Source organism: Elioraea sp. (assembly GCF_051860475.1).
In the GTDB taxonomy this organism is placed as follows: Bacteria; Pseudomonadota; Alphaproteobacteria; order Acetobacterales; family Acetobacteraceae; genus Elioraea.
Genome location: NZ_JBHYDW010000074.1, coordinates 1 through 21,927 on the forward strand (window position 1 = coordinate 1; position 21,927 = coordinate 21,927).

Consider the following 21,927-nt stretch of genomic DNA (forward strand, 5'->3'; position numbering starts at 1 on the left):
GATCCGGGCGACCCGCGTTCCGGAGGAGCGGGACCGGATGATCGCCTCGATCGGGCCGTTCTGGGATGCCAACGAAACCTGGCTCGTCCTCGGCGTCGGCTTGCTGCTGGTCGCGTTCCCGGTGGCGCACGGCGTGATCCTGACCGCACTCTATCTGCCGGTGGCCGCGATGCTGCTCGGCCTGATCCTGCGCGGGGTCGCGTTCGAGTTCCGCGCCAAGGCGGCCGATGCCGCGGACAAGCGGCGCTGGGACCGGCTGTTCTTCGCCGGCTCCTTGGTTGCGGCGCTGGCGCAGGGCTGGACGCTGGGCCGCTACGTGCTCGGTTTCGACGCCTCCCTTGCCGCGATCGCCTTTGCGTTTCTCGCTACGATCGGGCTTGCGGTCGCGTACGGCTTCATCGGCGCATGCTGGCTGATCTGGCGCACCGAAGGCGCGCTGCAGCGCCGCGCGATCGTCTGGGCGCGGTCGGGACTCTGGGCGGTCGCGGCCGGCATCATCGCGGTCTCGATCGCCACCCCGCTGACCAGCGAGCGCATTTTCGCGCGCTGGTTCGACTTCCCGAACGTCGTGCTGCTGGCGCCGCTGCCGCTGGCCACGGGAGCCCTGGTGCTCGCGCTCTACGCGCTGCTGCGCCAGTTGCCGCTACCGGGCGACGCGCTGCGCAACCTGCCGTTCTGGGGTGCGACCGCGCTGTTCTGCCTGTCTTTCGCCGGGCTCGCCTGGTCGTTCTACCCCTATGTCGTGCCGGAACGGATCACGATCTACGATGCAGCGGCCGCGCCCGAGAGCCTGACCTTGATCCTGGTCGGGGCGCTGGTCGTGATGCCGGTGATCCTGGGCTATACGGTGCTGGCCTGGCTGGTGTTTGGTGGGAAGGCGAAGGATCTGCGCTACGACTGAGGCCCATTCCCGACCGTGCGAGCGGCCATGATCGCGACACCGCGCGGGTCTATGCTGCGTGGCATGCCCAGCGTGCGCCCCCTCGTGACCTGTCTGCTCGCTGCCGCGGTGCTGGCGGCCTGTGCGAGCCGGCCGTATGGCTGGCAGCGCGAGGCGGATGGTGCCTGGGCGTCCGAAGAGGACCTTCGTCGATGCCAGCAGGACGCCGTGACGCAGGTGAACCGCTCGCCGGCCTTCGCTTTCGGCTTCGGCTTTGGGGGGTGGGGCTGGCCGGGGCCCCGGCCGTTCTGGCCGGGCTGGGGCCTTGGCTTCGGCTACGCGCCGGGGTGGGGCGTGTCCCGGCTTGAGGCGATCCAGGACCTGACGTCGTTCTGCATGCGCGTGAAGGGCTATCGGCTGACACCGCTGCCCGAGGCGCCGGAGGAACCGGTGGCGCCCGACGACAAGCCGCCACCGGCACGGCCGTGACGTCGCTCAAGTCCTTGTGAGGATACCTCGTGGCGGGTCCCGACGATATCGGACGCAGATGTCAGGAGGGAAATGCGATGCCGATCCGCCGTCGTCCGGGCTGGGACCTGCCCGCACACACGCTGTCGCCCGAGGCCGCGGTGCTCGATCGTCGGCGCGTGCTCGCGACCACCGCGATCGGCGCTGGCGCGATCGCGGCCGGAGCTCTTGGTCTGCGCGCCGCGTTCGGCCAGGGGCGCGACCCGATCGGCTGGTGGGAAGCCCAGGTCGGCAACGACCCGACGCGCGACCTGTACCCGGCCGCCCGCGTCGAGACCTATACGCTCGACCGGCCGCTGACCGACACGCGCGAAACGATCACCTACAACAACTTCTACGAGTTCGGCAGCCACAAGGGCATCTGGCAGGCGGCGCAGCGTCTGCCGACACGACCCTGGACCGTCACCATCGACGGCATGGTCGCGACCCCGCGCACGATCGACGTCGACGCGCTGATCCGGCGCTTCCCGCTGCAGGAGCGCACCTACCGCTTCCGCTGTGTCGAGGCCTGGGCGATGGCGGTGCCCTGGGTCGGATTCCCCCTCGCCGATCTGGTGCGCTGGGTCGAGCCGCTTGGTGGTGCCAGGTATCTCGTCTTCGAGACGTTCCAGGACGCCACGGTCGCGCCCGGCTTCCGCCAGAGCTGGTATCCCTGGCCGTACCGGGACGGGCTCACCATCGACGAGGCGATGAACGAGCTCTCGCTGATGGTCACCGGCGTCTACGGCAAGCCGCTGCCGCCGCAGATGGGTTCGCCGGTCCGTGTCATCACGCCGTGGAAGTACGGCTTCAAGCAGCCGAAGAGCATCGTCCGCATCAGCTTCACCGACCGCCGTCCGGTCAGCTTCTGGGAGACGCTCCAGGCGCGGGAATATGGGTTCTGGGCCAACGTCAATCCCGAGGTGCCGCATCCGCGGTGGAGCCAGGCGACCGAACGCATGCTCGGCACCGGCGAGCGCCGCCCGACGCTGATCTGGAACGGCTACGGGGAGTATGTCGCCCAGCTCTACGACGGGCTCAAGGGCGAGCGGCTGTTCGCGTGAGTCGGACATGGGCGTGCTGCGGCTGATCCTCCGTCTGCTCGGTGCCGTGCTGATTCTGGCGGCACTCTGGCCGCTCGTTCGCGAGACCGCGATGGGCGTGAGCGAGGCCGGGCACAGCTTCATCCCGCTTGGTCAGCTCTGGTTCGAGATCAACCCGGCCTCGTTGAACATGCTCCAGGCCGGGATCCAGCGGCGCATCTCGCCCGGACTGTGGGAGGGTGTGATCCAGCCCGTCCTCACCTGGCCTGCCTGGCCGGTGCTGATCGGGACAGGGCTGGGGCTGATTCTGGTCGGGCGCACGCGCCGGGCTTGAGACGCTGCCGGCGCCGCCGCTACCGTCGACCAGGGTTTCGGGGAGAGACTGTTTGGCCGATCGGCCCGTCGTGCTGCTCGTCGAGGACACGCGCTCGCTTGCCGAGGTGTACCGCGCCTATCTGCGCGACGCGCCCTGGACCTTTGTGCACGCCGCGACGGGGACGGAGGCGCGCACGCTGTTCGCGACCCGCCGGCCGGCCCTGGTGCTGCTCGATCTCAACCTGCCGGACGCGGACGGGCTTGAGCTGTTGCGGGAGTTCCGCGCCCGGCGGCCCGCACCCGAGGTGATCGTGATCACCGCGCACGGCTCGGTCGCTGTCGCGGTCGCGGCGATGAAGGCGGGTGCCGCCGACTTCCTTGCCAAGCCCTTCGCGCAGGAGCGGCTCCTCGTGACGCTCTCGAACGCGCTCGAGCGCCGCCGGCTGGTGCGCGAGGTGGAGGCGCTGCGCGAGGCCGCGGATCGCACGACCTTCTGCGGCTTCATCGGCGGGGCGGCGGCGATGCAGGCGGTCTATCGCATCATCGAGAACGCCGCCGCCAGCCGCGCGACCGTGTTCGTGTCCGGCGAGAGCGGTACGGGCAAGGAACTCGCCGCCGAGGCGATCCACCGCCTGTCGCCGCGGCGCGACAGGCCCTTCGTCGCACTCAACTGTGCCGCGATCCCGCGCGATCTGATGGAGTCCGAGGTGTTCGGCCATGTGCGCGGCGCCTTCACCGGCGCGCTCGCCGACCGTCTCGGCGCGGCCGCGCAGGCCGATGGCGGCACGCTCTTCCTCGACGAGGTGTGCGAGCTCGACCTGGCACTCCAGGGCAAGCTGCTGCGCTTCATCCAGACCGGCCGGTTCCAGCGCGTGGGCTCCACACGCGAGGAGCAGGTGGACGTGCGCTTCGTCTGCGCCACCAACCGCGACCCGCTGGACGAGGTGCGCCAGGGCCGGTTCCGCGAGGATCTCTACTACCGCCTGCACGTGATCCCGATCGTGCTGCCGCCCTTGCGCGAGCGCGGCGAGGACATCCTGCGCATCGCCCAGGCGTTCCTCGCCCGGTTCGCGACCGAGGAGGGCAGGCGCTTCCGCGGCCTCGCGCCGGGGGCGCGGGAGGCGCTGCTCGCGCATGCCTGGCCGGGCAATGTGCGTGAGCTGGAGAATGCGGTCCGCACCGCGGTCGTGCTGCACGACGGCGAGCTGCTGGAAGCGTCGATGCTGCCGGCGCAGGTCCGGCGTGGGGGCGAGCGCGCGATCCTGCCCGCCCCGGCGCCTGCCGAGCCGGAGGAGGCGAGCCGGCTGATCCGTCCGCTCGCCGAGCTCGAGCGCGAGGCGATCGAGCGCGCGGTCGCGCTCTGCGGCGGCAACATCGCCAAGGCCGCCGCCCATCTCGGCGTCAGCCCCTCGACGATCTACCGCAAGCGTGTGTCCTGGGGCGAGGCAACCCCGTCCGGGCTGCCCAGCGTCGCGGAGTAGCCCGCACCGCACAGCGCGGCCAGCGCTTCATGCGCCGTACGATGCAGCGCGTCGGTCGCATGCGTCCGCGACGCCGAGCAGGATGTCGATGCGCGCCGTGCGGCAAAAATCCAGCACCTTCGGCGCGCAGTCGTGGCTGTCGGCGCCGATCAGGATATCGACGCGCGGCCAGTGGCCGTGGATGTCCCGCACCAGGCGGCGGCGGAAGGCCGGCGCCTCGACGAGGCTGTGCCGGACCCGCCGCCGGCGCCCGCGTATCGTCGATGCACGCGGCGAGGCGCCGGGCCGCGCCGAGGCGCGCCTCGACCTCACGCAGCGCCAGCAGGCCGCCATCGGATGACAGCGAGCCGCCGTCGCAGCGGGCGATGATCGGCTTGCCGCCCATCGGTGACAGGCCCGGCAGGAGCGGCGTAGCTTGAGCGTGGACGGGGATGGTGTCCGGAAACGGCAGGGCTCTGGGGTCGCAGCCAGATCCTGCGGCCGCTCAACGGGTTGCACCACGCCCGCCAGTCCTGATGAATGGTCCGCGCTAGGACAGCTCCTGCCAGAATTGCTTGCGATGGATGTTTCCGCCGGGAGCCGCCAAGACGACCGCGAAGCCGCAAGACTTTCCGGACACTCCCCGATCGGGACTGAAAGGGAATCAGAGCGTTGCGTGGCGTCACCTCGCGCGGGCATGCGTAATGTTTTCCGACACTGCTCGTGGCTCGTGGGTCGTCGCGACCCGTGACCGCACCAGCCGGAGGTCTGCCCATGCGCTGGGTTCCGCTTGTCCTTCTCCTGATCGTCTCCGCCGCCGGCGCGCGTGAGCCGGCGACGGCCGCGCGCCACATGGTCGCCGCCGCCCATCCACTCGCGGCCGAGGCGGGGCGCGAGGTGCTGCGCCACGGCGGTGCGGCGATCGACGCCGCGGTTGCGGTGCAGGCCGTGCTCGGGCTGGTCGAGCCGCAGTCCTCCGGCATCGGCGGCGGCGCGTTCATCCTGCACTGGGATGCGGCGGCACGGTCGCTCGTTGCCTGGGACGGGCGCGAAACCGCGCCGTCCGCGGCGACGCCCGATCTGTTCCTCCGCCCCGACGGCACGCCGATGCCGTTCCTTGAAGCAGCGCACGGCGGCCGCGCGGTCGGCGTGCCGGGCGCGATCGCCGCGCTCGAGGCCGCGCACCGCGCACATGGGCAGCTGCCCTGGGCGGAGTTGTTCGCGCCGGCGATCACGCTCGCCGGGCAGGGCTTCGCGGTCTCGCCGCGACTGGCCGCTGCGATCGCCGCCGACCGGGAACGCCTCGCGCGCGATCCCGCCACGCGCGCCTACTTCCTGCTGCCGGACGGCGCGCCGCTGCCGGAGGGTCACATGCTGCGCAACCCGGCCTACGCCGCCACGCTGCACGCGATCGCCGTGCGCGGCGCGGCGGCCCTGCGCGACGGGCCGGTCGCCGAGGCGATCGTCGCGGCGGTGCGCGGCGCCGACTGGAATCCGGGGCGCCTGACCGCATCCGATCTCGCCGCGTATCGCACCGTGCCGCGCGATCCGGTCTGTGTACCTTACCGCGCCTGGCGGGTCTGCGGCATGGGGCCGCCCTCGTCCGGCGGGATCGCGGTCGGGCAGATCCTCGGCCTTATCGCGCACACGGACATGGTCTCGCTCGATCCGCGCAGCCCGGACGCGGCGCACTGGCTTGCCGAGGCGGGCCGGCTCGCCTTCGCCGACCGCAACCTCTACGTCGCCGATGCGGACAAGGCGCGCGTGCCGGTGCGCGGCCTGCTGGACCCCGCCTATCTCACCGCGCGCGCGCAACTGATCGACCGCGACCGTGCGAACCCTGCTCCCAAACCCGGCAATCCGCCCTGGCGCGAGGCTACAGGTGCGCCTGACGCGGCGCTGCGCGATACCGGCACCAGCCACGTCTCGATCCTGGACGCGGCGGGCAACGCGGTGGCGATGACCACCACGATCGAGGCCGGGTTCGGCGCGCGGATCATGGCGGCGGGGTTCCTGCTGAACAACCAGCTCACCGACTTCTCGTTCCGCCCCGAGATCGACGGCAGGCCGGTCGCGAACCGTGTCGAGCCCGGCAAGCGCCCGCGCAGTTCGATGGCGCCCACCATGGTGTTCGATCCGCAGGGCGAGCTGCGTGTCATCCTCGGCTCGCCGGGCGGCGCGCTGATCATCGGCTATGTGGCGCAGACCCTGGTCGCGATCCTCGACTGGGCGATGGACCCGCAGGCCGCGATCGACCTGCCACGCGTGCTGACGGCGGGCGGCCCGGTGCTGCTGGAAGACGACACCGAGGCGGCGGGGCTCAAGTCGGCGCTGGAGGCGCGCGGGCACACGGTGACGGTTCGTCCGACCGTGTCAGGTCTGCACGCGATTGTCGTCACCGCTCGCGGCATCACGGGCGGGGCGGATCGCCGGCGCGAGGGCGTGGTGCTCGGCGACTGACGCGACCCGCGGCGAGCATCGCCAGCACCAGCGGAAACAGCCACATCAGCCGCGCGGCGTAGCGGTCGTGCACTGCGCCGCCGAGCCCGACCGCCAGCGCATTGGCGAGCGACGCTGCGGCGACGGCAAGCGCGAGCATCGCGACCGGCGAGCGTCGCGCATCGCGGTCGAGCGCGAGCCAGAGCGCGACGAACGGTACCGACAGGAGCGACACCGGCCCGGCGATCCGGGCAGGCAGCGCCCCCGCGATCTCCTCGTTGGTCTGGCGCGCGGCATCGAGCGCGGCGCCGGCGGCGGGTCCGAGCGCGTCGGCGAAGCGCGGGATCACCACCCGGACAAGGAGCTGCCGGTCCTCGTTGACGCGCACGGAGAGATCGGTGCCGACGCGCGTCGTGACGAGCTGATCGAGCGCGCGGGTCAGCCCGTTGCGCAGGAAATCCTGCCAGTGCGCGGTGATCACGCGCGGGTTCAGCGCAGCGAGCTCACCCTCGAGGCGGAAGAAGTCACGGTTGCGCCAGACCACGGAGGTGGGGTTCCAGAGGAAGTCGTCGGAATCGCGTGGCAACAGTGCGATGTCGCCGCAGAGCGTCCAGGCCGGGTTCGGACAGTTCGCCTCGAGATAGGTCTGCATCAGCCCGTCGCCGACCAGCCTCGCCCCCATGAACACCGACGAGCCGAATGCGAGGGTCGCGGTGGCGGTGGACAGCCAGTTCGCTGTCAGATTGATCGCCGGCGCCGCGATCAGGGCGAGCGCAGCGAGGGCCAGTCCGCGCCACGTCGCGGGCAGGTCGCGCCAGACCAGACGTGCCGCGCCCGGCAGGGCGAGGATCGCCGCGAGCGTGGGCAGATGCGTCAGGTGCACCGCGGCGGTCGCGGCGAGCACTAGCCACACGCCGGCCGTCTCGATCCGCCCGAGCCTGCCCAGGATCAGTGCTGCCGCGGCCAGCACCATCGGCGCGGTCAGCGCATCGGCCATCACCCAGGAGGCAAACCATGGCGCGCCCGTCGTCGCGGCAAGCGCCGCGGTCACGATGAGCAGCACCCACCCGGAGCCCAATCCCGCGCGTCGCAGCACGAGCCATGTCAGCCAAGTGGTCAGCAGCGCCTGTGCCGCGATCACCGGCCAGAGGGAGCGTCCGAGATGCAGCGGGCCGATCAGCCAGCCATAGGCGGGTGGGCGGATGCCGCGCAGCCCAGGCGTGGTCCAGATCCAGAGGTAGTCGGCCGTGTCGCTGAACACGAGCGGCCAGCCGTTCCAGACGGCAGGCCACAGCAGCAGCAGCGCGGCAAGCGGGATCGCAAGCGGGACCGGCATGGTCCGCCGGGTAGGCGAACGGTGTGGCACCGGCAAGGCGGCGAGCGGGCGCCGTGGCCCTGGCCAGCCGAGCGTGGTCGTAGTAATATGGAAACAGTTCTGCCGACGAGGCGCAGCGGCGATGTGGCGTTTCTTCGCCCGACCCGGCTCGCTGATCGGACGCCGTGCCCTGGTCGCGTCCGCGCTGCTGGCTGTTTCGTCGCAGCGCGTCGCTGCCGAGGAGATCGAGCCCTTCGAGGCCTGGGAGTTGGTGCGCGCGGATCCGCGCGCCATCCTCATCGATGTCGCGACCGCGCCCGAACGCGCCGAGGATGGCGTGCCCGACCTGTCGGCGCTCGGGCGTGAGGTGACATTGCTGGCCGTTCTGATCGGACCGGGAATGGCGGTGGAGCCCGCCTTCGTCCCTGCGATCCTCAGCCGGTTCGTGCCCGGACATCACCGCCTGGTGTTTATCTGCCGCGCCGGCGTGCGGAGCGCGGCAGCAGTTCGTGCGGCGCGCGAGGTCGGCTTCGCCGATGCCGTCAGTGTCGCCGGCGGAATGACGGGTCCGGACGCGAGCGACGGCAGGCGCGGTGCGCTGACGGGCTGGCGCGCGGGCGGGCTGCCCTGGCGTCCGGAGTAGCTCGCGCTACTTCCGCGCGACCGCGCGGTGCTCGAGCCGCGAGAGCAGCCGCACCACCGGCCAGAGCAGGATGAAGTAGATCGCCGCCGCGGCGACGATCGGCGAGGGGTTGTAGGTCACGCTCTGCGCCTGGCGCGCCTGGTAGAGGAGTTCGGGCAGCGCGACCACCGACGCGATCGACGTAAGCTTCACCACCTCGAGCGTGTTGGAGACGAGATCGGGCAGGACGTTGCGCGCGGCCTGCGGCAGGACCACCCAGAGCATCGCCTGGGTCTTGGAAAGCCCGGTGCTGCGCGCGGCCTCCATCTGCCCGCGCGGGATGCTCTCGATCCCGGCGCGGAAGATCTCGCCGTAGTAGGACGAGGTGTTGAGGAAGAACCCGATCGCGACGGCGCCAAAGGCGGAGATGTCGATCCCGGCGAAGGGCAGACCGGCATAGATGAAGACCAGCAGCACGAGCGGGGGCAACGCGCGGAACAGATCGACCCAGACGATCAGCGGCCAGCGGACCCAGCGTGACGGCACAGTGGAAAGCAGCGCGAGCAGCACTCCGCCGAACAGCCCGAGCGGCACCGCGACCGCGATCAGTTGCAGCGTGATCAGCAGCCCCTGCAGCAGGATCGGGCTTGCGGCCCGCATCACTTCGAGATTGAGGAAGGTGGCGACGAACAGCTCCACCGTTCAGCGCCTCCAGGCGAAGCGCGTCTCGACCCAGCGGCCGAACGCCACCACCGGGACGAACAGGATCAGATAGGCGATCGCGCCGAGCGTCAGCGGCGAGGGGTTCGACGAGAACGATACCCCCGCCGAGGCCTGGCTCAGGATCTCGGCCACTGCGACCACGGAGCCGAGTGCGGTGCCCTTGGTGATCGCGATCGTCCGGTTCGTCAGCGGCGGGATGGTCAGCCGGAGGGCCTGCGGCAGCACCACCCAGCCGAGCGTGCGCGCGAAGCTCATCCCCGTGCTGCGCGCCGCCTCCCACTGTCCCTTCGGCACGGCGAGGATGCCGGCCCAGAAGATCTCCTCGGCGAAGGCGGCGAGCACGAAGGTGAGCGCGAGCCAGGTCGAGACGAAGCCCGACGGCGCGAGTCCGACCGGCGGAAGGCCGAAATAGATCAGCACGATGATCACGAGCGGCGGCAGCGCGCGGAACAGGTCGACCAGGAACACGATCAGCCAGTTGAGCGGCGTGATCCGGAAACTCCGGACCACCGCGAGCGCAAGCCCGAGAGCGAGCCCACTTGCGACGATCAGCGCCGCGAGCCCGACCGTGAGGAAGAACCCGTCGATGATGCGCGGCAGGTACTCCGCCATCACCTTCGCGTTGAAGAAGGTGAAGACGAAGTTGTCCCAGTTCGTCACCGCTGCCGGCTCAATGACGGTCGAGCTCGCGCAGGAAGTCGCGCAGACGCTCGGCCTTCGGCTCACCGAAGATCTGCGCGGGCGGTCCTTCCTCGACCACGAGCCCGTGGTCCATGAACAGGACGCGGTCCGCGGCGGCGCGCGCGAAGCCCATCTCGTGGCTGACCACCACCATGGTCATGCCGCTCTCGCGCAGCTCGCGCATCACCTTCAGCACGCCGCCGACGAGTTCGGGATCGAGCGCGCTGGTCGGCTCGTCGAACAGCATCACGCGCGGCTCGAGGGCGATCGCGCGCGCGATCGCCACGCGCTGCTGCTGCCCGCCGGACAGTTCGAGGGGATAGGCGTTCGCCTTCTCGTCCAGCCCGACGCGCCTCAGCGCCGCATGTGCGACCGCCTCGGCCTCGTCGCGCGGGCGACCGAGCACCCGGCGCAGGGCGAGCGTAACGTTGCCGAGCGCCGTCATGTGCGGGTAGAGATTGAACGACTGGAACACCATCCCGATGCGCCGGCGCGCGGCGTTGATGTCGGTGCGCCGGTTGAGCAGGTCGATCCCGTCCACCACCACGCTGCCGGAGGAGGGCTCCTCAAGGCGGTTGCAGCAGCGCAGCAACGTCGACTTGCCGCTGCCCGAGGGGCCGATGATGAACACCAGCTCGCGCGGAGCGACCACAAGATCAACCCCCTTCAGGACATGAAGGGTGCCGAAATGCTTGTGGATGCCCCGCGCGTCGAGGATCGGCGCGCCGTTCAGCATCCCCGCGTGTGTGGGGTCGGGTCATAGCCCGGCATGCCCGGCACGCCACGGCCGGGGAACGGCGTGTTCTCGGCGTCGTCGGCGCCGGGCTTCGTGCCGAACCACTTCTCGGACAGCGCCGCGATCGTACCGTCCTTCTTCAGGCACTCGATCGCCCAATCAAGCTGATCGCGCAGTTCCGTGCTGTCGCGACGCAAGGGCGCAGCCCAGTGCGCGCGCGTCTCCTTCATCACGAAGTCGGGGACGAATTGCGGATTCCGCGTGGCGGCGAACTTCACCACCGTGTTGCCCGCGAGGTTGGCATACGCGCGGCCGGCGATCACCGCCTGGATCGCGTCGGTGTTGGTGTCATAGGCCTGCACCGTGAAGCCGTAGCGCTGCGCGTTCGCCTGACCCCACGAATCGTAGGCGCTCCCCTTGTTGACCGAGATCGTCTTGCCGCGCAGCTCCTCGAGCGAGGTGATCGGCGCGGAGCCGCGGCGGATACCGAACTGGTACTCGGTGAAGATGTAGCCCTCGGTGAACAGCATGTTCTCGGCACGTTCACGCGTCACGGTTGTGGGGGCGCACAGGAAATCATACCGCCCCGCGCTCATCGCCGCGATCAGGCCCGCGAAGGAGGCGCTGTCGATCACCAGTTCGCGTCCGAGCTTCTTCGCCAGTGCCTGGAACAGATCGACGTTGAACCCCTCGACCCCGCCGCCAAGCTTGGGCATCGCGTGCGGCGCGAAGGTGCCGTCGACCGCACAGCGCAGCGGCGGCTGGCCCTGCGCGAGCGCCGGCGCGGCCGCGAAGGCGACCAGCCCGGCAAGGACGAGCGCATGTCCTCTCATGGTGAACCTCTCCCTACTCTTCTGCTGCGTTGCGTCACCATCGCGCACCCGGGCGTCTCAGGCAACCTGCCGCCTGCCGACGCAGTTGATCCGGCCTCACACCACCGGTAGCGTGGCCGCCGCATCGAACCCACGGACTGGGAGGAAGACCTCATGCCAACGCTTCGTCGAACGCTGCTCGCCGCCGCCGCGACGGCCGGCCTCGTCATGGCCACGGCCGCATCGGCTCAGGCGCCGCAATTCTTCCGCATCGGCACCGGCAGTGCCGGCGGCACCTACTATCCGATCGGAGGGATCATCGCCAACGCCATCTCCTGCCCGCCCGGCTCGCGCTGCCGCGAGGCCGGCGGCACCGACGGCGTGCCCGGCCTGGTGGCCGTGGCGCAGGCGACCCAGGGCAGCGTTCAGAACGTCAACCTGATCCAGGCCGGCAATGCCGAGAGCGGGTTCGTGCAGTCCGACGTGACGCACTGGTCCTATACCTCGACCGGGCTGTTCGACGGGCGGCCGAAGCTCGACCGGCTGCGTTTCATCGCGCATCTGTTCCCCGAGCACATCCATGCCGTGGTGCGCAAGGACAGCCCGATCCAGCGTTTCGAGGACCTGCGCGGCAAGCGCATCGCGATCGGCCTGCAGGCCTCCGGCGCGCGCATCGGCAGCGAGCTGATCCTCGCCGCCTATGGACTGCAGGCCAACCGCGACTTCACCCCGGAGTACCTGAATCAGGCCCAGGGCACGGAACGGATGCAGGACCGCGGGCTCGACGCGACCATGACGGTGGTCGGCTACCCGGCCGCGGCGTTCTCGGAGTTCTGCTCGCGCACCGGCTGCCGCATCCTGCCCGTGCTGCCGGAGGCCGCGCAGCGCGTGGTCGAGCGTGCGCCGTTCTATGGCCCGGGCGTGATTCCCCGGACCGCCTACGAGGGCCTTGAGGCCGACACGCCGACCCTGACGGTGGGTGCGCTCTGGCTCGTGCGTGACAGCGTGTCCGACGATCTGGTCTACGGCATCACGCGCGCGCTGTGGTCCGACGTGACGCGCGGCCTGCTCGATCGCGGCCACGCCAAGGGTCGCGAGATCGTGCGCGAACGGGCGCTGCTCGGCCGTGGCGTGCTGCCGTTCCATCCCGGCGCGGAGAAGTTCTATCGCGAGGCGGGGTTGCTGAACTGATCCAGCCACGATGACCAAGGCCGGCGGAGGCGGCGCGCAGGCAGCGCGCCGCCTCGATCACGAGAGGGCAGCGGAGCTCGAGCGCGTCTATGACAGCGAGCTCCGCTTCCGCACGGTCACGGGACCAGCGAAGGCGCTGGTCTCGATCGCTCTCGTTGCCCTCTCGATATTCCATTACTACACGGCTGGCTTCGGCATCGTCACCGAGCACTGGCACAAGGCGATTCACCTCGCCGCCGTGCTCAGCCTGATCTACCTGATCTTCCCAGGACCCTCACGTCTCTTCGGCCCCAGCATCTATGGCGTGCCGCTGCTCGACTGGCTGCTGGCACCGACCATCATCGCCGCAGCGATCTACCTGCCAGTCGTGTTCGACGAGCTGACGTTCCGCATCGGTATGCCGAACACGACCGATGTGACGATGGGCACGATCATGGTCGTGCTGACGCTCGAGGCTGCACGCCGTGCGATGGGGCCGGTGCTGCCCGGCATCGTCATCATCTTCATTCTCTACGCCTTGTTCGGTCACCGGATCGATGGCGTGCTCAGCCATCCTGGCGCCGACTGGAGCGGGCTGATCAACCACGTCTATCTGACGCAGGAGGGGATTTTCGGCATTCCTGCGAAGGTCGTCTCGACCTTCGTGTTCCACTTCGTGCTGTTCGGTGTCATCGCGACGCGGATGGGTCTGGGGCAGTTCTTCATCGACCTCGCCTCGGTGATCGCGGGGCGCTATCCGGGCGGACCGGCCAAGGTGGCGGTGGTCTCCTCGGCGATGTTCGGCTCGATCTCGGGCTCGTCGATCGCGAACACGGTCACCACCGGCTCGCTCACCATCCCGGCGATGAAGAAGATCGGCTACCGCGCGCATTTTGCCGGCGGGGTCGAGGCGGCGGCGAGCGCGGGCGGGCAGATCACACCGCCGATCATGGGCGCGGCCGCGTTCGTGATGATCGAATTCCTCGAGATCCCGCTCACCACGCTGATGGTCGCCGCGGCGGTGCCGGCGTTCATGCACTTCCTCGGCGTGTTCGTGCAGGTGCATTTCGAGGCAAAGCGCCTCGGCCTGCGCGGCATGGACCCGGACGACCTGCCACGGCTCGGGCCGACCGTTGCCCGTGGCTGGCCGACCGTGATCCCGCTGGTGATCCTGGTGTGGACCATCGTCGCCGGCTACACGCCCTATCTCGCGGCGTTCTACGGCATCACGGCCTGCGTCGTGATCGGGTTCCTGAACCCGCGGAACCGCCTGACGCTCACCGATCTCTGGTTCGGCTTCGAGACGGGGGCGCGCTACGCGCTCGCGGTCGGCGCGGCCGCTGCCGCCGTCGGCATCGTGGTCGGCGTGATCACGTTGACGGGCGCCGGGTTCCGCGTCGGCTTCATCGTCACCCAGGCGGCCGCGCGTACGGCCGAGTCGTTCGCGCCGCTGATCGCTCTGCTGCCCGAGGGAGCGATCACCATGCAGGGGCTGACGCTGTTCCTCACGCTGGTGTTCGTCGCGCTCGTCTGCGTGGCGATGGGGGCCGGCATCCCGACCACCGCGCTCTACATCGTGCTGGCTGCGATCGCCGCGCCGGCGGTGATGCAGCTCGGCGTGCCACCGCTCGCGGCCCATCTGTTCATCCTCTACTTCGGCATTCTCGCCGACCTGACGCCGCCCGTGTGCGTGTCCGCCTATGCCGCGGCGGGGATCGCGGGCGCCAACCCGTTCCGCACCGGGCTGACCGCGTTCCGCCTGGGGCTCGGCAAGGCGATCGTGCCGTTCGTGTTCGCCTATGCGCCGGTCATGCTGGTGGTTCTGCCGGGCTTCGAGTTCGGCGAGTTCGTGATGGTCGCGTTGAGCTGCGCGGCCGGCGTCTCCGCACTTGGCATCGCGATGACGGGGTATCTATTCGCCCCGCTCTCGCTCGTTGCGCGGCTTCCTTTGATCGCGGCGAGCTTGCTGATGATCGCGCCGTCGCTCACGGCGACGCTGATCGGAGCCGCGCTCGTGACACCGGTCGCGGCGGTGAACTGGGTGGCTGCACGGCGGCAGTTGGCTCAAACTTTCTCGGGATAGAGGCCCAACAGTCCTGTTTCGCTGGCTGCACAGCGCCCGCGCTCGGTGATCAGCCCGGTCACCAGCCGCGCGGGCGTGACGTCGAAGGCGGGATTGCCCGCCGGGCTGCCGGGACTGGCCACGCGCACGCGCGTCACCACACCGTCGAGGCCGAGTCCGGTGACCTCCGTCACCTCCTCCGCGCCGCGCTCCTCGATCGGGATCTCGGCGATCCCGTCGCGTAGGGACCAGTCGATCGTCGAGTGCGGCAGCGCGACCCAGAATGGGACGCCGTTGTCGTGCGCGGCCAGCGCCTTGAGGTAGGTACCGATCTTGTTCGCGACGTCGCCCGTGCGCGTCACGCGATCCGTGCCGACGATCACGATGTCGACCCGCCCCCGCTGCATCAGGTGCCCACCTGCGTTGTCAGAGACGACGGTGTGGGCGACGCCGTGACTGCCGAGCTCGAACGCCGTCAGGGCCGCGCCCTGGTTGCGCGGGCGCGTCTCGTCCACCCAGACATGGACCGCAATGCCGGTGTCGTGCGCGAGGTAGATCGGCGCCGTGGCGGTACCCCAGTCGACGGTCGCAAGCCAGCCGGCGTTGCAATGCGTCAGTACGTTGACGGGCTCGCCCGCCGGCTTGCGCGCCGCGATCTCCTCCAGCAGCTTCAGGCCATGCCGGCCGATCGCCGTGCAGGTCGCGACGTCGTCGTCGCAGATCGCGCCGGCGACCTGCCAGGCGAGCGCGGCTCGCGCCGCATGCGGCTGGTTCAGCACGGCGTCGCGCACGCGGTCGAGCGCCCAGCGCAGGTTGATCGCAGTCGGGCGTGTTGCCGCCAGCATCGCATGCGCGGCGTCGAGCGCGGCATCCGAGGCATCCTCGCGCAGCGCGAGTGCCAGGCCATAGGCGCCGACCGCACCGATCAGCGGCGCGCCGCGCACCTGCATCGCCCGGATCGCGTGCGCTGCCGCTTCTTTGGTCTCGATCCTCAGCCAGACGACGCGCCAGGGCAGCAGTGTCTGGTCGAGGATCGCGAAGGACCGCGCATCCTCGGCCGCACGCAGGCTGCGCGTCGTTTCAGCCCCGAGCCGCATCAGTGGGTCAGCCGCTGGTGCAGCACGCAGATCAGCGTGAACAGCCGCCGCGCGGTGTCGAAATCGACGTCGATCTTGCCATCGAGCCGTTTCGCCAGAAGTTCCGCGCCTTCGTTGTGCAGGCCGCGCCGGCCCATGTCGATCGCCTGGATGCGCGCCTGCTGCCCTTCCGCCACCGCGGCATGATGCGCACCGACCAGCATCATGTAGTCCTTGATCAGCCCGCGGAACGGGCCCATCGCCAGGATCACCGCGCCGATCGGCGCACCGTCGGCGCGTCGGATGTCGAACACGAGCCGCCCCTCGTTGAGTGCGAGATTCAGCGTGTAGGGACCGTCCGGCGCGCCTCTCGGGATGAAGCGGTTCTCGTGGAGCAGATCGGCGATCGCGCTGTTCCGGTCCGCCTCCAGCTCGGCCGAGGGCCTCGTCAGTGCCTCGGCCTCAAGCACGATCTCGCCGATCCGGCTCCGGTGCGGCACGCGCTCACCCCTCGGGACGCGGGTCGTTCTCGCGCCCGGTGATGCGGAGCCGCATCATCAGCCCAACCGTCGCACCCTTCACCGGGCGCAGCAGCACGAGCGCAAGCAGCAGCGACAGCGGCACGAAGACCCCCGCCATCGTCCAGGGCGAGGGCGCGTAGCCGCGCTCGGCCATCAGCATCAGCGGGATCACGATGTGGCCGACGATGAAGATGGTGAAGTAGGGCGGCGCATCGTCGGCGCGGATACGGCCCACCGGTGCATCGCACGTCCCACACCGCTCGGCGATCCTGAGGTAGCCGCGGAACAGCGTGCCCTGGCCGCAGCTCGGACAGCGGTTCGCGGCGCCGCGTGTGAGGGCAGCCCACATCGACGGCATGGCCCAGGCGGATACGCCCGGATGCTGGGGCAGGAGGTGCGGAGACATGCCCTCACTATATGGAGTGTGTGGCGTTCGTGTTGCAGTGCACCAAATAGGCGCTCCCAGCCCGGAGGTTCAAGGAAAAACCGCCGGGCCTTGGCTGACGAGGGCTGCGGCCGCAGGATGGCGGCCATGACCGGGCGGATCCTGTTCATCAACCCGAACAGCAACCAGCGCTGTGGCGCGGGCATCGCCGCCGCGCTCGACCCCTTCCGCGCCGAGGGCTTCCCCACGCTCGACGTCGCCACCCTGCCAGACGGACCGCCGGCGATCGTCGCCTGGTCGGACTGGTACGCAGCCGCGGGTCCGATCCTTGACACCATCCGCCGCGAGGACAACCGCACCGACCTGTTCGTCATCGCCTGCGCCTCCGATCCCGCGCTGCCGGCCGCACGCGAGACCACCCGCAGGCCGGTGATCGGGACGTTTGCAGCCGCGGTCGCCCAGGCCCTGACGCTGGCTGAGCGCTTCGGCGTGATCGCGCTTGCCTCCGCGAGCATCGAGCGGCACGCGCTCGCGCTGCGCCAGATGGGCACCGAGGCACGGCTCGCCGCCGAGATCGCGATGAACGTGGACATGGATACGCTGCTCGATCCGCAGGCGACGCGCGCGGCGATGCAGCAGACCGCACGTGAGCTGGTCGGGCGGGGAGCGCAGACCGTCATCCTCGGCTGCGCGGGCATGGCGCATCACCGCGCGGCGGTGGAGGACGCGGCCGGCGTGCCGGTGGTCGAGCCGTGCCAGGCGGCGGCGGGGCTTGCTCTGGCGAGACTTCTCCAGAGCCGCTGAGGGTCGGCGTCCGTCGCAGCATCGGCGGCCGCACGTTGCGTTGGGGCAAGCCGCGCGGCTGACGGGGCGATCGGGACCTACAGCCCCGCCTGCGGCAGCCGGCAGATCGCCCGCGCCAGCGCCTGCGCGCGCGGCACCACCGTATCGACCTCGAGATACTCCTCCGGCGAGTGCGCCTTGCCGCCCACCGGCCCGACGCCGCAGATCGTCGGCGCACCCACCGCCGCGGTGAATCCCGAATCCGCGCAGCCGCCCGAGAACTCGCCGGCGACCTTCAGCCCGGCATCGGACGCGGCGCCGACATAGGTCTCGAACAACGCGTTCGACGCCGCGGTCGGGTTCACCGGCAGGAACTCGCCCTTGATGGTCAGCGTCGCGCGTGTGCCGGGCACGTTCGCGGTGCGCACGATCTGCTCGATCCTGGCGACGATGTCGTCGCGCTGCGCCGGCTCGACATAGCGCAGATCGATCTCGCCCTCGGCATGCGGCGCGACGGTGTTGACCGACTGGCCGCCGCGCACCAGGCCGACATTCAGCGTAATCCCGGCCTTGAGGTCGGTCAGCGCGTGGATCGCGATGATCTTGCGCGCGAGCTCCTCGATGGCGCTGATGCCGGCCTCGAAATTGCCGCCCGAATGCGCGGCCTTGCCCTCGATCGACATCACCATGAACACCCCGCCCTTGCGCGCGGTGACCACGTTGCCGCTGGGCCGGCCGGGCTCGCTGTTGAACACCGCGCGCGCCATGCGGCCCTCGGCCTCGATCGAGGCGCGGCCCTCGGGCGAGCCGATCTCCTCGTCGCCGGTGAACAGCCCCACCATCGGCCCGGGTGCGGCCCCGAACTTCTTGAACGCCGCCAGCACGAAGGCGTTCATCACCAGCCCGGCCTTCATGTCGGCCACGCCCGGCCCGTAGGCGCGGCCGTTCTCGATCCGGAACGGGCGCTGCGTTGTCTCGCCCTTGGGGAACACCGTGTCGCGGTGACCCATCAGCACGATGTTCTTCCCCGCGTTGCCGCCGGCCTGGTCGGGCGCCGGCAGCACCGCGCGCAGCACGTCGCCCTTGGTGGCGCCGGGGATGGTCTCGACCGCGATGCCGTGGGAGTCGAAGAACGCCTTGATCTGGGCGCCGACCGCATCGACGCCGGGCTTGTCGTAGCTGCCGCTGTCGGTGTTCACAAGGCGCTCGAGCAGATCGAGCATCGCCTGCTTCTGGGTGGCGAGCCAGTCGGTGATGGCGGTTTCGGGCGAGGCGAGGTTCATGCGGGGCTGCTCCCGGTTGGTTCGGGCGGAGCCTCGGGCGGTGGGGCGGGTTCGTCAACCTTGGGCGGGTGGAAGGAGTAGCGGCGGGCTTCGATGAAGGCTCTCTGGGCCTCATTGAAGGTTAGTTTAGGGTGCCATTTGTGTATCAGTTCGTATTGATAAAGAAGTGTACTGGAAACAGGCTTAATTTTATTAAGTGCGTATTGTGCATTGTCCATGTCTTGTTTGAGCGGAGCATAGAGCAGTGACGATATGTCACTGGCACGCTCCTGCCGGATGAAACGGAAAAATTCATAGTCATCCCGCATTCGGATACGAGTGAATAGCGTTCCGAGGGCATCAGCGAGGACCGGGTCTACGCGCGTCTGATATGCCAGCATTAGTGCCAGCGCAGTGTACTGGGGACGCGTCCCGGCTGCTCCCAAGAAGGTGCGTAGTGCCTCGCCTTCACGGGAAGAGCGCGCAAGCCTATAGAGATTGACGAACCGCTTTGCGCCCCGCGGCGTCGTGGCAGCGAGCGGCATTAGTGCCGCAAGGACCTCCGCTTCATCTTTGGTCAGCGTCACGCGCTCCGCAGTCGCAGCGCGGCTTTCCTGTGGTGTCGCGTCGCCCGGTTGTGGCTGTTCGTCGGAATCGACGGCGACCGCACCGACAGGCGCCACCGCTGCTTCGGAAAGCGTCTCGCGCCTCTCTTCTTCCGCCTCGACACCTTCCGGCATCAGCACCCGAGCGAGCCCCGCGAAGGCTGGATCGCCCGGCCCCAGCCGCGGCAGCCAGAACGGCACCTGGAAGATCTTCTCCAGGTAGTCGCTCGGCCCTGCGCCGTTCTCGAACAGCTTGCCGTAGTGCGTCTGCAACGCGCCGCGCAGCCAGCGCTCGTCCACCGCGACCACGACGACGAACAGGCGGAACTGGAGCAGCAGCGCCACCGCCTCCAGCACCTTCACCACCTGCTCCTCGCGCAGCCGGTCGAGGTCGTCGATGTAGAGCACGATGCGGTCGATCGTCGGCAGGTCGCGGCGTGTGTCCTGCTTCGGATCGGCCTGCGCCGCCATCAGCCGATCGAGCTGCTCGAAGCTCCGCCGCAGCCGGCCGATCAGTCCGATTTCCTGCTCATACGCCTTCAGTTCGTCGCTCTCGGAGAGGAAGAAGCGCAGCATCGCGCCCGGCGTGGCGGCGGCCCTATCCAGGCTCTCGATCCGTGCGACGGTCGCGCGGGTCTCGGCCTCGCGCGCCGCGAGCCGTGCCGAGGTTGCTTCGCGTTCTGCGGCAAGCCGTTCGCGCTCGGCGCGCAGATCGGCCTCGGCCTTCGCTTCCGCTTCCGCCGCGTCGAGGATCGGCGACAATGCGGTGACCGCCCGCGCCGCGTGCGCGCCGAGCGGTGCTGCGAAGGCGACCAGCCCCGCGAGCGTCGCGACGACCGAGGGAAACACCCACGACACGACGACTACCGCGCTGGCGGCCGCCGCGAGCGACAGGATCGCCGTGCGCCCCGCGCCGGGCCGCATCAACGCGACCAGCCGGCGGCCGACAGCGAACGACCCCCGGCCCGCCGCGCGCAGCTTCGCCGCCTCGGCCGCAAGCGCGGTCGCGGTCGCCGCCTCGTTCGGCCCGATCACGCCCAGCGCGCGCAGCGTTTCGGTCACCTGCTCGCCGCGCATTGCGAGCACCTCCGCCGCGCCGCCGGCCACGCCGCGCTGGGCCTGCTCGGCGAGCCGCGTGTCGAGTGCGGCGATCTGACGGTCCAGCGCGGCGATCGCGCGCCGCGCGTCCTCCGCTGCGCGCTTCGCGGTCTCCAGCGACGCCTTGGCGAGCTCCGCCCGCCCGGTGATCTCAGCCAGCAGCGCATCGCCCCGATCGGTCGTCTTGCCCTCGATCCGCGCCACCTCGTCGCGCAGGCCACCGAAGATCTCGACCGCGAGCGAGGCCCAGAGATTCGCATCCGAGAACGACCACGCGTTGAACCGGATCTGCGCGACGTTCGTCACGAACGGCGTGTTCGCCTCGCCGCGCCAGTCGCGGCCGATGCGCTCCACCTCCTGGTGCATCATCGCCATGAAGGTGGACTTGCCGCTGCCCCAGTCGCCGAACAGACCGATCGCAAGCGGCGGGGCGTTGTCCTTCAGGCAGGCGAGTTCGGCGAGCCGCCGCGCGTCGCCGCGGCGGTTCAGCGCATCGTCGGTCTGTGGTGCGTCGGGGGTGAAGGCGGCCGCCGTCAGCACGGTCTCGCCCAGGATCGCGCGCCAGGCGCCGAGATCCTCCGAGGCTTCCGGGTTCGCCTCCATTGCCGCGAGCAGGGGCGCGCGCAGCGCCTGCGGGTCGATCCCCCAGTCGCGCTGCCAGATGCGGCGCAGGGCGGCCGAGAGCAGCGGCGCCTCGGGCGGGGCGATCAGCGCGATCAGCAGATGCCGCGCGTCGATCCGTTCGCGCGCGACCGTGCGCTCGGCAAGCTGGCGCGCCACGGCCAGCGCATCGGACGCGCGGGGCGACAGCGGCAGTTCCGTCGGCGCCCCTTTCTCGACCGCCGGGCTGCGGTTGCGCGCAATCGCTTCCGGGCCGGCAAGGCGCTCCAGCGCCTCGGCGAGCGCGGCGGCGATCAGCGGCGACCCGCGCTCCATCTCGCCCACCGCCACCAGCCCGCCGATCAGCGCGCGAAGACCGACGACGGGCGAGACGCCGCGCGTCGAGGCCTCGTTCGCCGCCATCGCGCCGGCCGCTTCCAGCGCGCGCCGCGTCGTCGCCGAGAACTCGGCCGCAAGCGCCTGGTCCAGCGTCTCAGGGGGCCAGGGTGCGCCGGGTGCCTCCGCCATGGCGGAACATTACCGGCCCGGCACAGGCACCGGAAGCGCCTACGCCGCCTGCTCGACGGCCCCCAGCACCCGGCGATAGGCGCGCTTGGCGAAGCTCGTGTGGTTGACGCAGAGCCGCACCAGCGCCTCGCGGTCGCCTTCGCGCAGCGCGCGCAGCATTGCGCGGTGCTCGTCGCGCGCCTGCACGGCCAGGGCGGGATCGGCCATCGCATGGCAGCGGAACGCGAGAGACAGCCGCGCGTGGTCGCGGATGGTCGCGGCGAGATGGCGGTTGCCGCAGGCCGCGAACAGGGTCTCGTGGAAG

At 70.3% G+C, this 21,927-nt stretch carries 21 protein-coding genes and 1 pseudogene; 10 read left to right on the plus strand and 12 right to left on the minus strand.

Annotated features, from left to right (window positions below):
• The 5 genes from ACTIFU_RS13710 to ACTIFU_RS13730 all read left to right on the plus strand — a co-directional run.
• Nucleotides 1-901: cytochrome d ubiquinol oxidase subunit II (locus ACTIFU_RS13710; protein WP_439578875.1), on the plus strand; the 901-nt coding region annotated here is incomplete at its 5' end.
• A gap of 72 nt (nt 902-973) precedes the next feature.
• Entirely contained in the window at nt 974-1,369 is a 396-nt protein-coding gene (locus ACTIFU_RS13715) for a hypothetical protein (RefSeq protein ID WP_439578876.1), read from the plus strand.
• A 77-nt stretch (nt 1,370-1,446) separates the two neighbouring features.
• Nucleotides 1,447-2,451: a protein-methionine-sulfoxide reductase catalytic subunit MsrP gene (gene msrP, locus ACTIFU_RS13720; protein ID WP_439578877.1), complete on the plus strand. Its 1,005-nt coding sequence runs from the start codon at nt 1,447-1,449 to the stop codon at nt 2,449-2,451.
• A 7-nt stretch (nt 2,452-2,458) separates the two neighbouring features.
• Nucleotides 2,459-2,764, plus strand: coding sequence for a hypothetical protein (locus ACTIFU_RS13725; RefSeq protein WP_439578878.1), 306 nt, complete (start codon nt 2,459-2,461; stop codon nt 2,762-2,764).
• Between the two features lie 52 nt (nt 2,765-2,816).
• Nucleotides 2,817-4,226: a sigma-54-dependent transcriptional regulator gene (locus ACTIFU_RS13730; RefSeq protein WP_439578879.1), complete on the plus strand. Its 1,410-nt coding sequence runs from the start codon at nt 2,817-2,819 to the stop codon at nt 4,224-4,226.
• Nucleotides 4,227-4,415: 189 nt separating this feature from the next.
• On the opposite strand, the pseudogene ACTIFU_RS13735 reads toward ACTIFU_RS13730, so the two are convergent.
• Nucleotides 4,416-4,611: pseudogene (locus ACTIFU_RS13735) on the minus strand (transposase); the annotation flags it as partial.
• A 368-nt stretch (nt 4,612-4,979) separates the two neighbouring features.
• On the opposite strand from ACTIFU_RS13735, the gene ggt reads away from it, so the two are divergent.
• Entirely contained in the window at nt 4,980-6,665 is a 1,686-nt protein-coding gene (ggt, locus tag ACTIFU_RS13740) for a gamma-glutamyltransferase (protein WP_439578880.1), read from the plus strand.
• On the opposite strand, the gene ACTIFU_RS13745 is transcribed toward ggt, so the two are convergent.
• On the minus strand, nt 6,616-7,980 hold the full coding sequence (locus ACTIFU_RS13745) for a hypothetical protein (RefSeq protein ID WP_439578881.1): 1,365 nt from the start codon (nt 7,978-7,980) through the stop codon (nt 6,616-6,618). The two genes, ggt and ACTIFU_RS13745, sit on opposite strands and share 50 nt — an antisense overlap.
• Before the next feature lie 121 nt (nt 7,981-8,101).
• Here ACTIFU_RS13745 and ACTIFU_RS13750 point away from each other — a divergent pair, with 121 nt between their 5' ends.
• The gene (locus tag ACTIFU_RS13750) at nt 8,102-8,602 is read left to right on the plus strand and encodes a rhodanese-like domain-containing protein (RefSeq protein WP_439578882.1); all 501 of its coding nucleotides are present in this window, start codon (nt 8,102-8,104) and stop codon (nt 8,600-8,602) included.
• Between the two features lie 6 nt (nt 8,603-8,608).
• Here the strand turns inward: ACTIFU_RS13750 and ACTIFU_RS13755 are convergent, their stop codons facing one another.
• Genes ACTIFU_RS13755 through ACTIFU_RS13770 form a run of 4 tightly spaced genes read right to left on the minus strand, consistent with a single transcriptional unit; the run spans nt 8,609 to nt 11,554 of the window.
• Nucleotides 8,609-9,280 carry an amino acid ABC transporter permease gene (locus tag ACTIFU_RS13755; protein ID WP_439578883.1) on the minus strand — a complete coding sequence of 224 codons (672 nt, stop codon included), beginning with the start codon at nt 9,278-9,280 and terminating at the stop codon, nt 8,609-8,611.
• A gap of 3 nt (nt 9,281-9,283) precedes the next feature.
• Nucleotides 9,284-9,964, minus strand: coding sequence for an amino acid ABC transporter permease (locus ACTIFU_RS13760; RefSeq protein WP_439578884.1), 681 nt, complete (start codon nt 9,962-9,964; stop codon nt 9,284-9,286).
• A gap of 10 nt (nt 9,965-9,974) precedes the next feature.
• Nucleotides 9,975-10,721 (minus strand): amino acid ABC transporter ATP-binding protein, encoded by a 747-nt coding sequence (locus ACTIFU_RS13765; protein ID WP_439578885.1) that lies wholly within the window; start codon nt 10,719-10,721, stop codon nt 9,975-9,977.
• Nucleotides 10,715-11,554: a transporter substrate-binding domain-containing protein gene (locus ACTIFU_RS13770; protein WP_439578886.1), complete on the minus strand. Its 840-nt coding sequence runs from the start codon at nt 11,552-11,554 to the stop codon at nt 10,715-10,717. Before ACTIFU_RS13770 ends, ACTIFU_RS13765 begins: the two co-directional genes overlap by 7 nt.
• Before the next feature lie 153 nt (nt 11,555-11,707).
• Between ACTIFU_RS13770 and ACTIFU_RS13775 the strand changes: the two genes are divergently transcribed.
• Together ACTIFU_RS13775 and ACTIFU_RS13780 are read left to right on the plus strand one after the other, a co-directional pair.
• Complete coding sequence (locus ACTIFU_RS13775; RefSeq protein WP_439578887.1) at nt 11,708-12,724, plus strand: TAXI family TRAP transporter solute-binding subunit; 1,017 nt, start codon at nt 11,708-11,710, stop codon at nt 12,722-12,724.
• A 10-nt stretch (nt 12,725-12,734) separates the two neighbouring features.
• A complete protein-coding gene (locus ACTIFU_RS13780; protein ID WP_439578888.1) occupies nt 12,735-14,786 on the plus strand; it encodes a TRAP transporter permease in 2,052 nt (683 codons plus the stop codon).
• Here the strand turns inward: ACTIFU_RS13780 and mtnA are convergent.
• The 3 genes from mtnA to ACTIFU_RS13795 are packed head-to-tail and all read right to left on the minus strand — an operon-like array spanning nt 14,768 to nt 16,711.
• Nucleotides 14,768-15,862 carry an S-methyl-5-thioribose-1-phosphate isomerase gene (mtnA, locus tag ACTIFU_RS13785; RefSeq protein ID WP_439578889.1) on the minus strand — a complete coding sequence of 365 codons (1,095 nt, stop codon included), beginning with the start codon at nt 15,860-15,862 and terminating at the stop codon, nt 14,768-14,770. The two genes, ACTIFU_RS13780 and mtnA, sit on opposite strands and share 19 nt — an antisense overlap.
• A complete protein-coding gene (locus tag ACTIFU_RS13790; RefSeq protein WP_439578890.1) occupies nt 15,862-16,341 on the minus strand; it encodes a UPF0262 family protein in 480 nt (159 codons plus the stop codon). The genes mtnA and ACTIFU_RS13790 overlap by 1 nt, the downstream gene beginning before the upstream one ends.
• A 4-nt stretch (nt 16,342-16,345) precedes the next feature.
• Entirely contained in the window at nt 16,346-16,711 is a 366-nt protein-coding gene (locus ACTIFU_RS13795) for a DUF983 domain-containing protein (protein WP_439578891.1), read from the minus strand.
• Between the two features lie 183 nt (nt 16,712-16,894).
• Between ACTIFU_RS13795 and ACTIFU_RS13800 the strand changes: the two genes are divergently transcribed.
• A complete protein-coding gene (locus tag ACTIFU_RS13800; RefSeq protein ID WP_439578892.1) occupies nt 16,895-17,551 on the plus strand; it encodes an aspartate/glutamate racemase family protein in 657 nt (218 codons plus the stop codon).
• A 77-nt stretch (nt 17,552-17,628) separates the two neighbouring features.
• Here the strand turns inward: ACTIFU_RS13800 and ACTIFU_RS13805 are convergent, their stop codons facing one another.
• From ACTIFU_RS13805 to ACTIFU_RS13815, 3 genes are all read right to left on the minus strand, one after another.
• Nucleotides 17,629-18,813 carry a M20 family metallopeptidase gene (locus ACTIFU_RS13805; RefSeq protein WP_439578893.1) on the minus strand — a complete coding sequence of 395 codons (1,185 nt, stop codon included), beginning with the start codon at nt 18,811-18,813 and terminating at the stop codon, nt 17,629-17,631.
• On the minus strand, nt 18,810-21,623 hold the full coding sequence (locus ACTIFU_RS13810) for a P-loop NTPase fold protein (RefSeq protein ID WP_439578894.1): 2,814 nt from the start codon (nt 21,621-21,623) through the stop codon (nt 18,810-18,812). The genes ACTIFU_RS13805 and ACTIFU_RS13810 overlap by 4 nt, the downstream gene beginning before the upstream one ends.
• A gap of 39 nt (nt 21,624-21,662) precedes the next feature.
• Nucleotides 21,663-21,927 (minus strand): FCD domain-containing protein (locus ACTIFU_RS13815; RefSeq protein WP_439578895.1); only part of this gene is annotated, 265 nt, incomplete at its 5' end.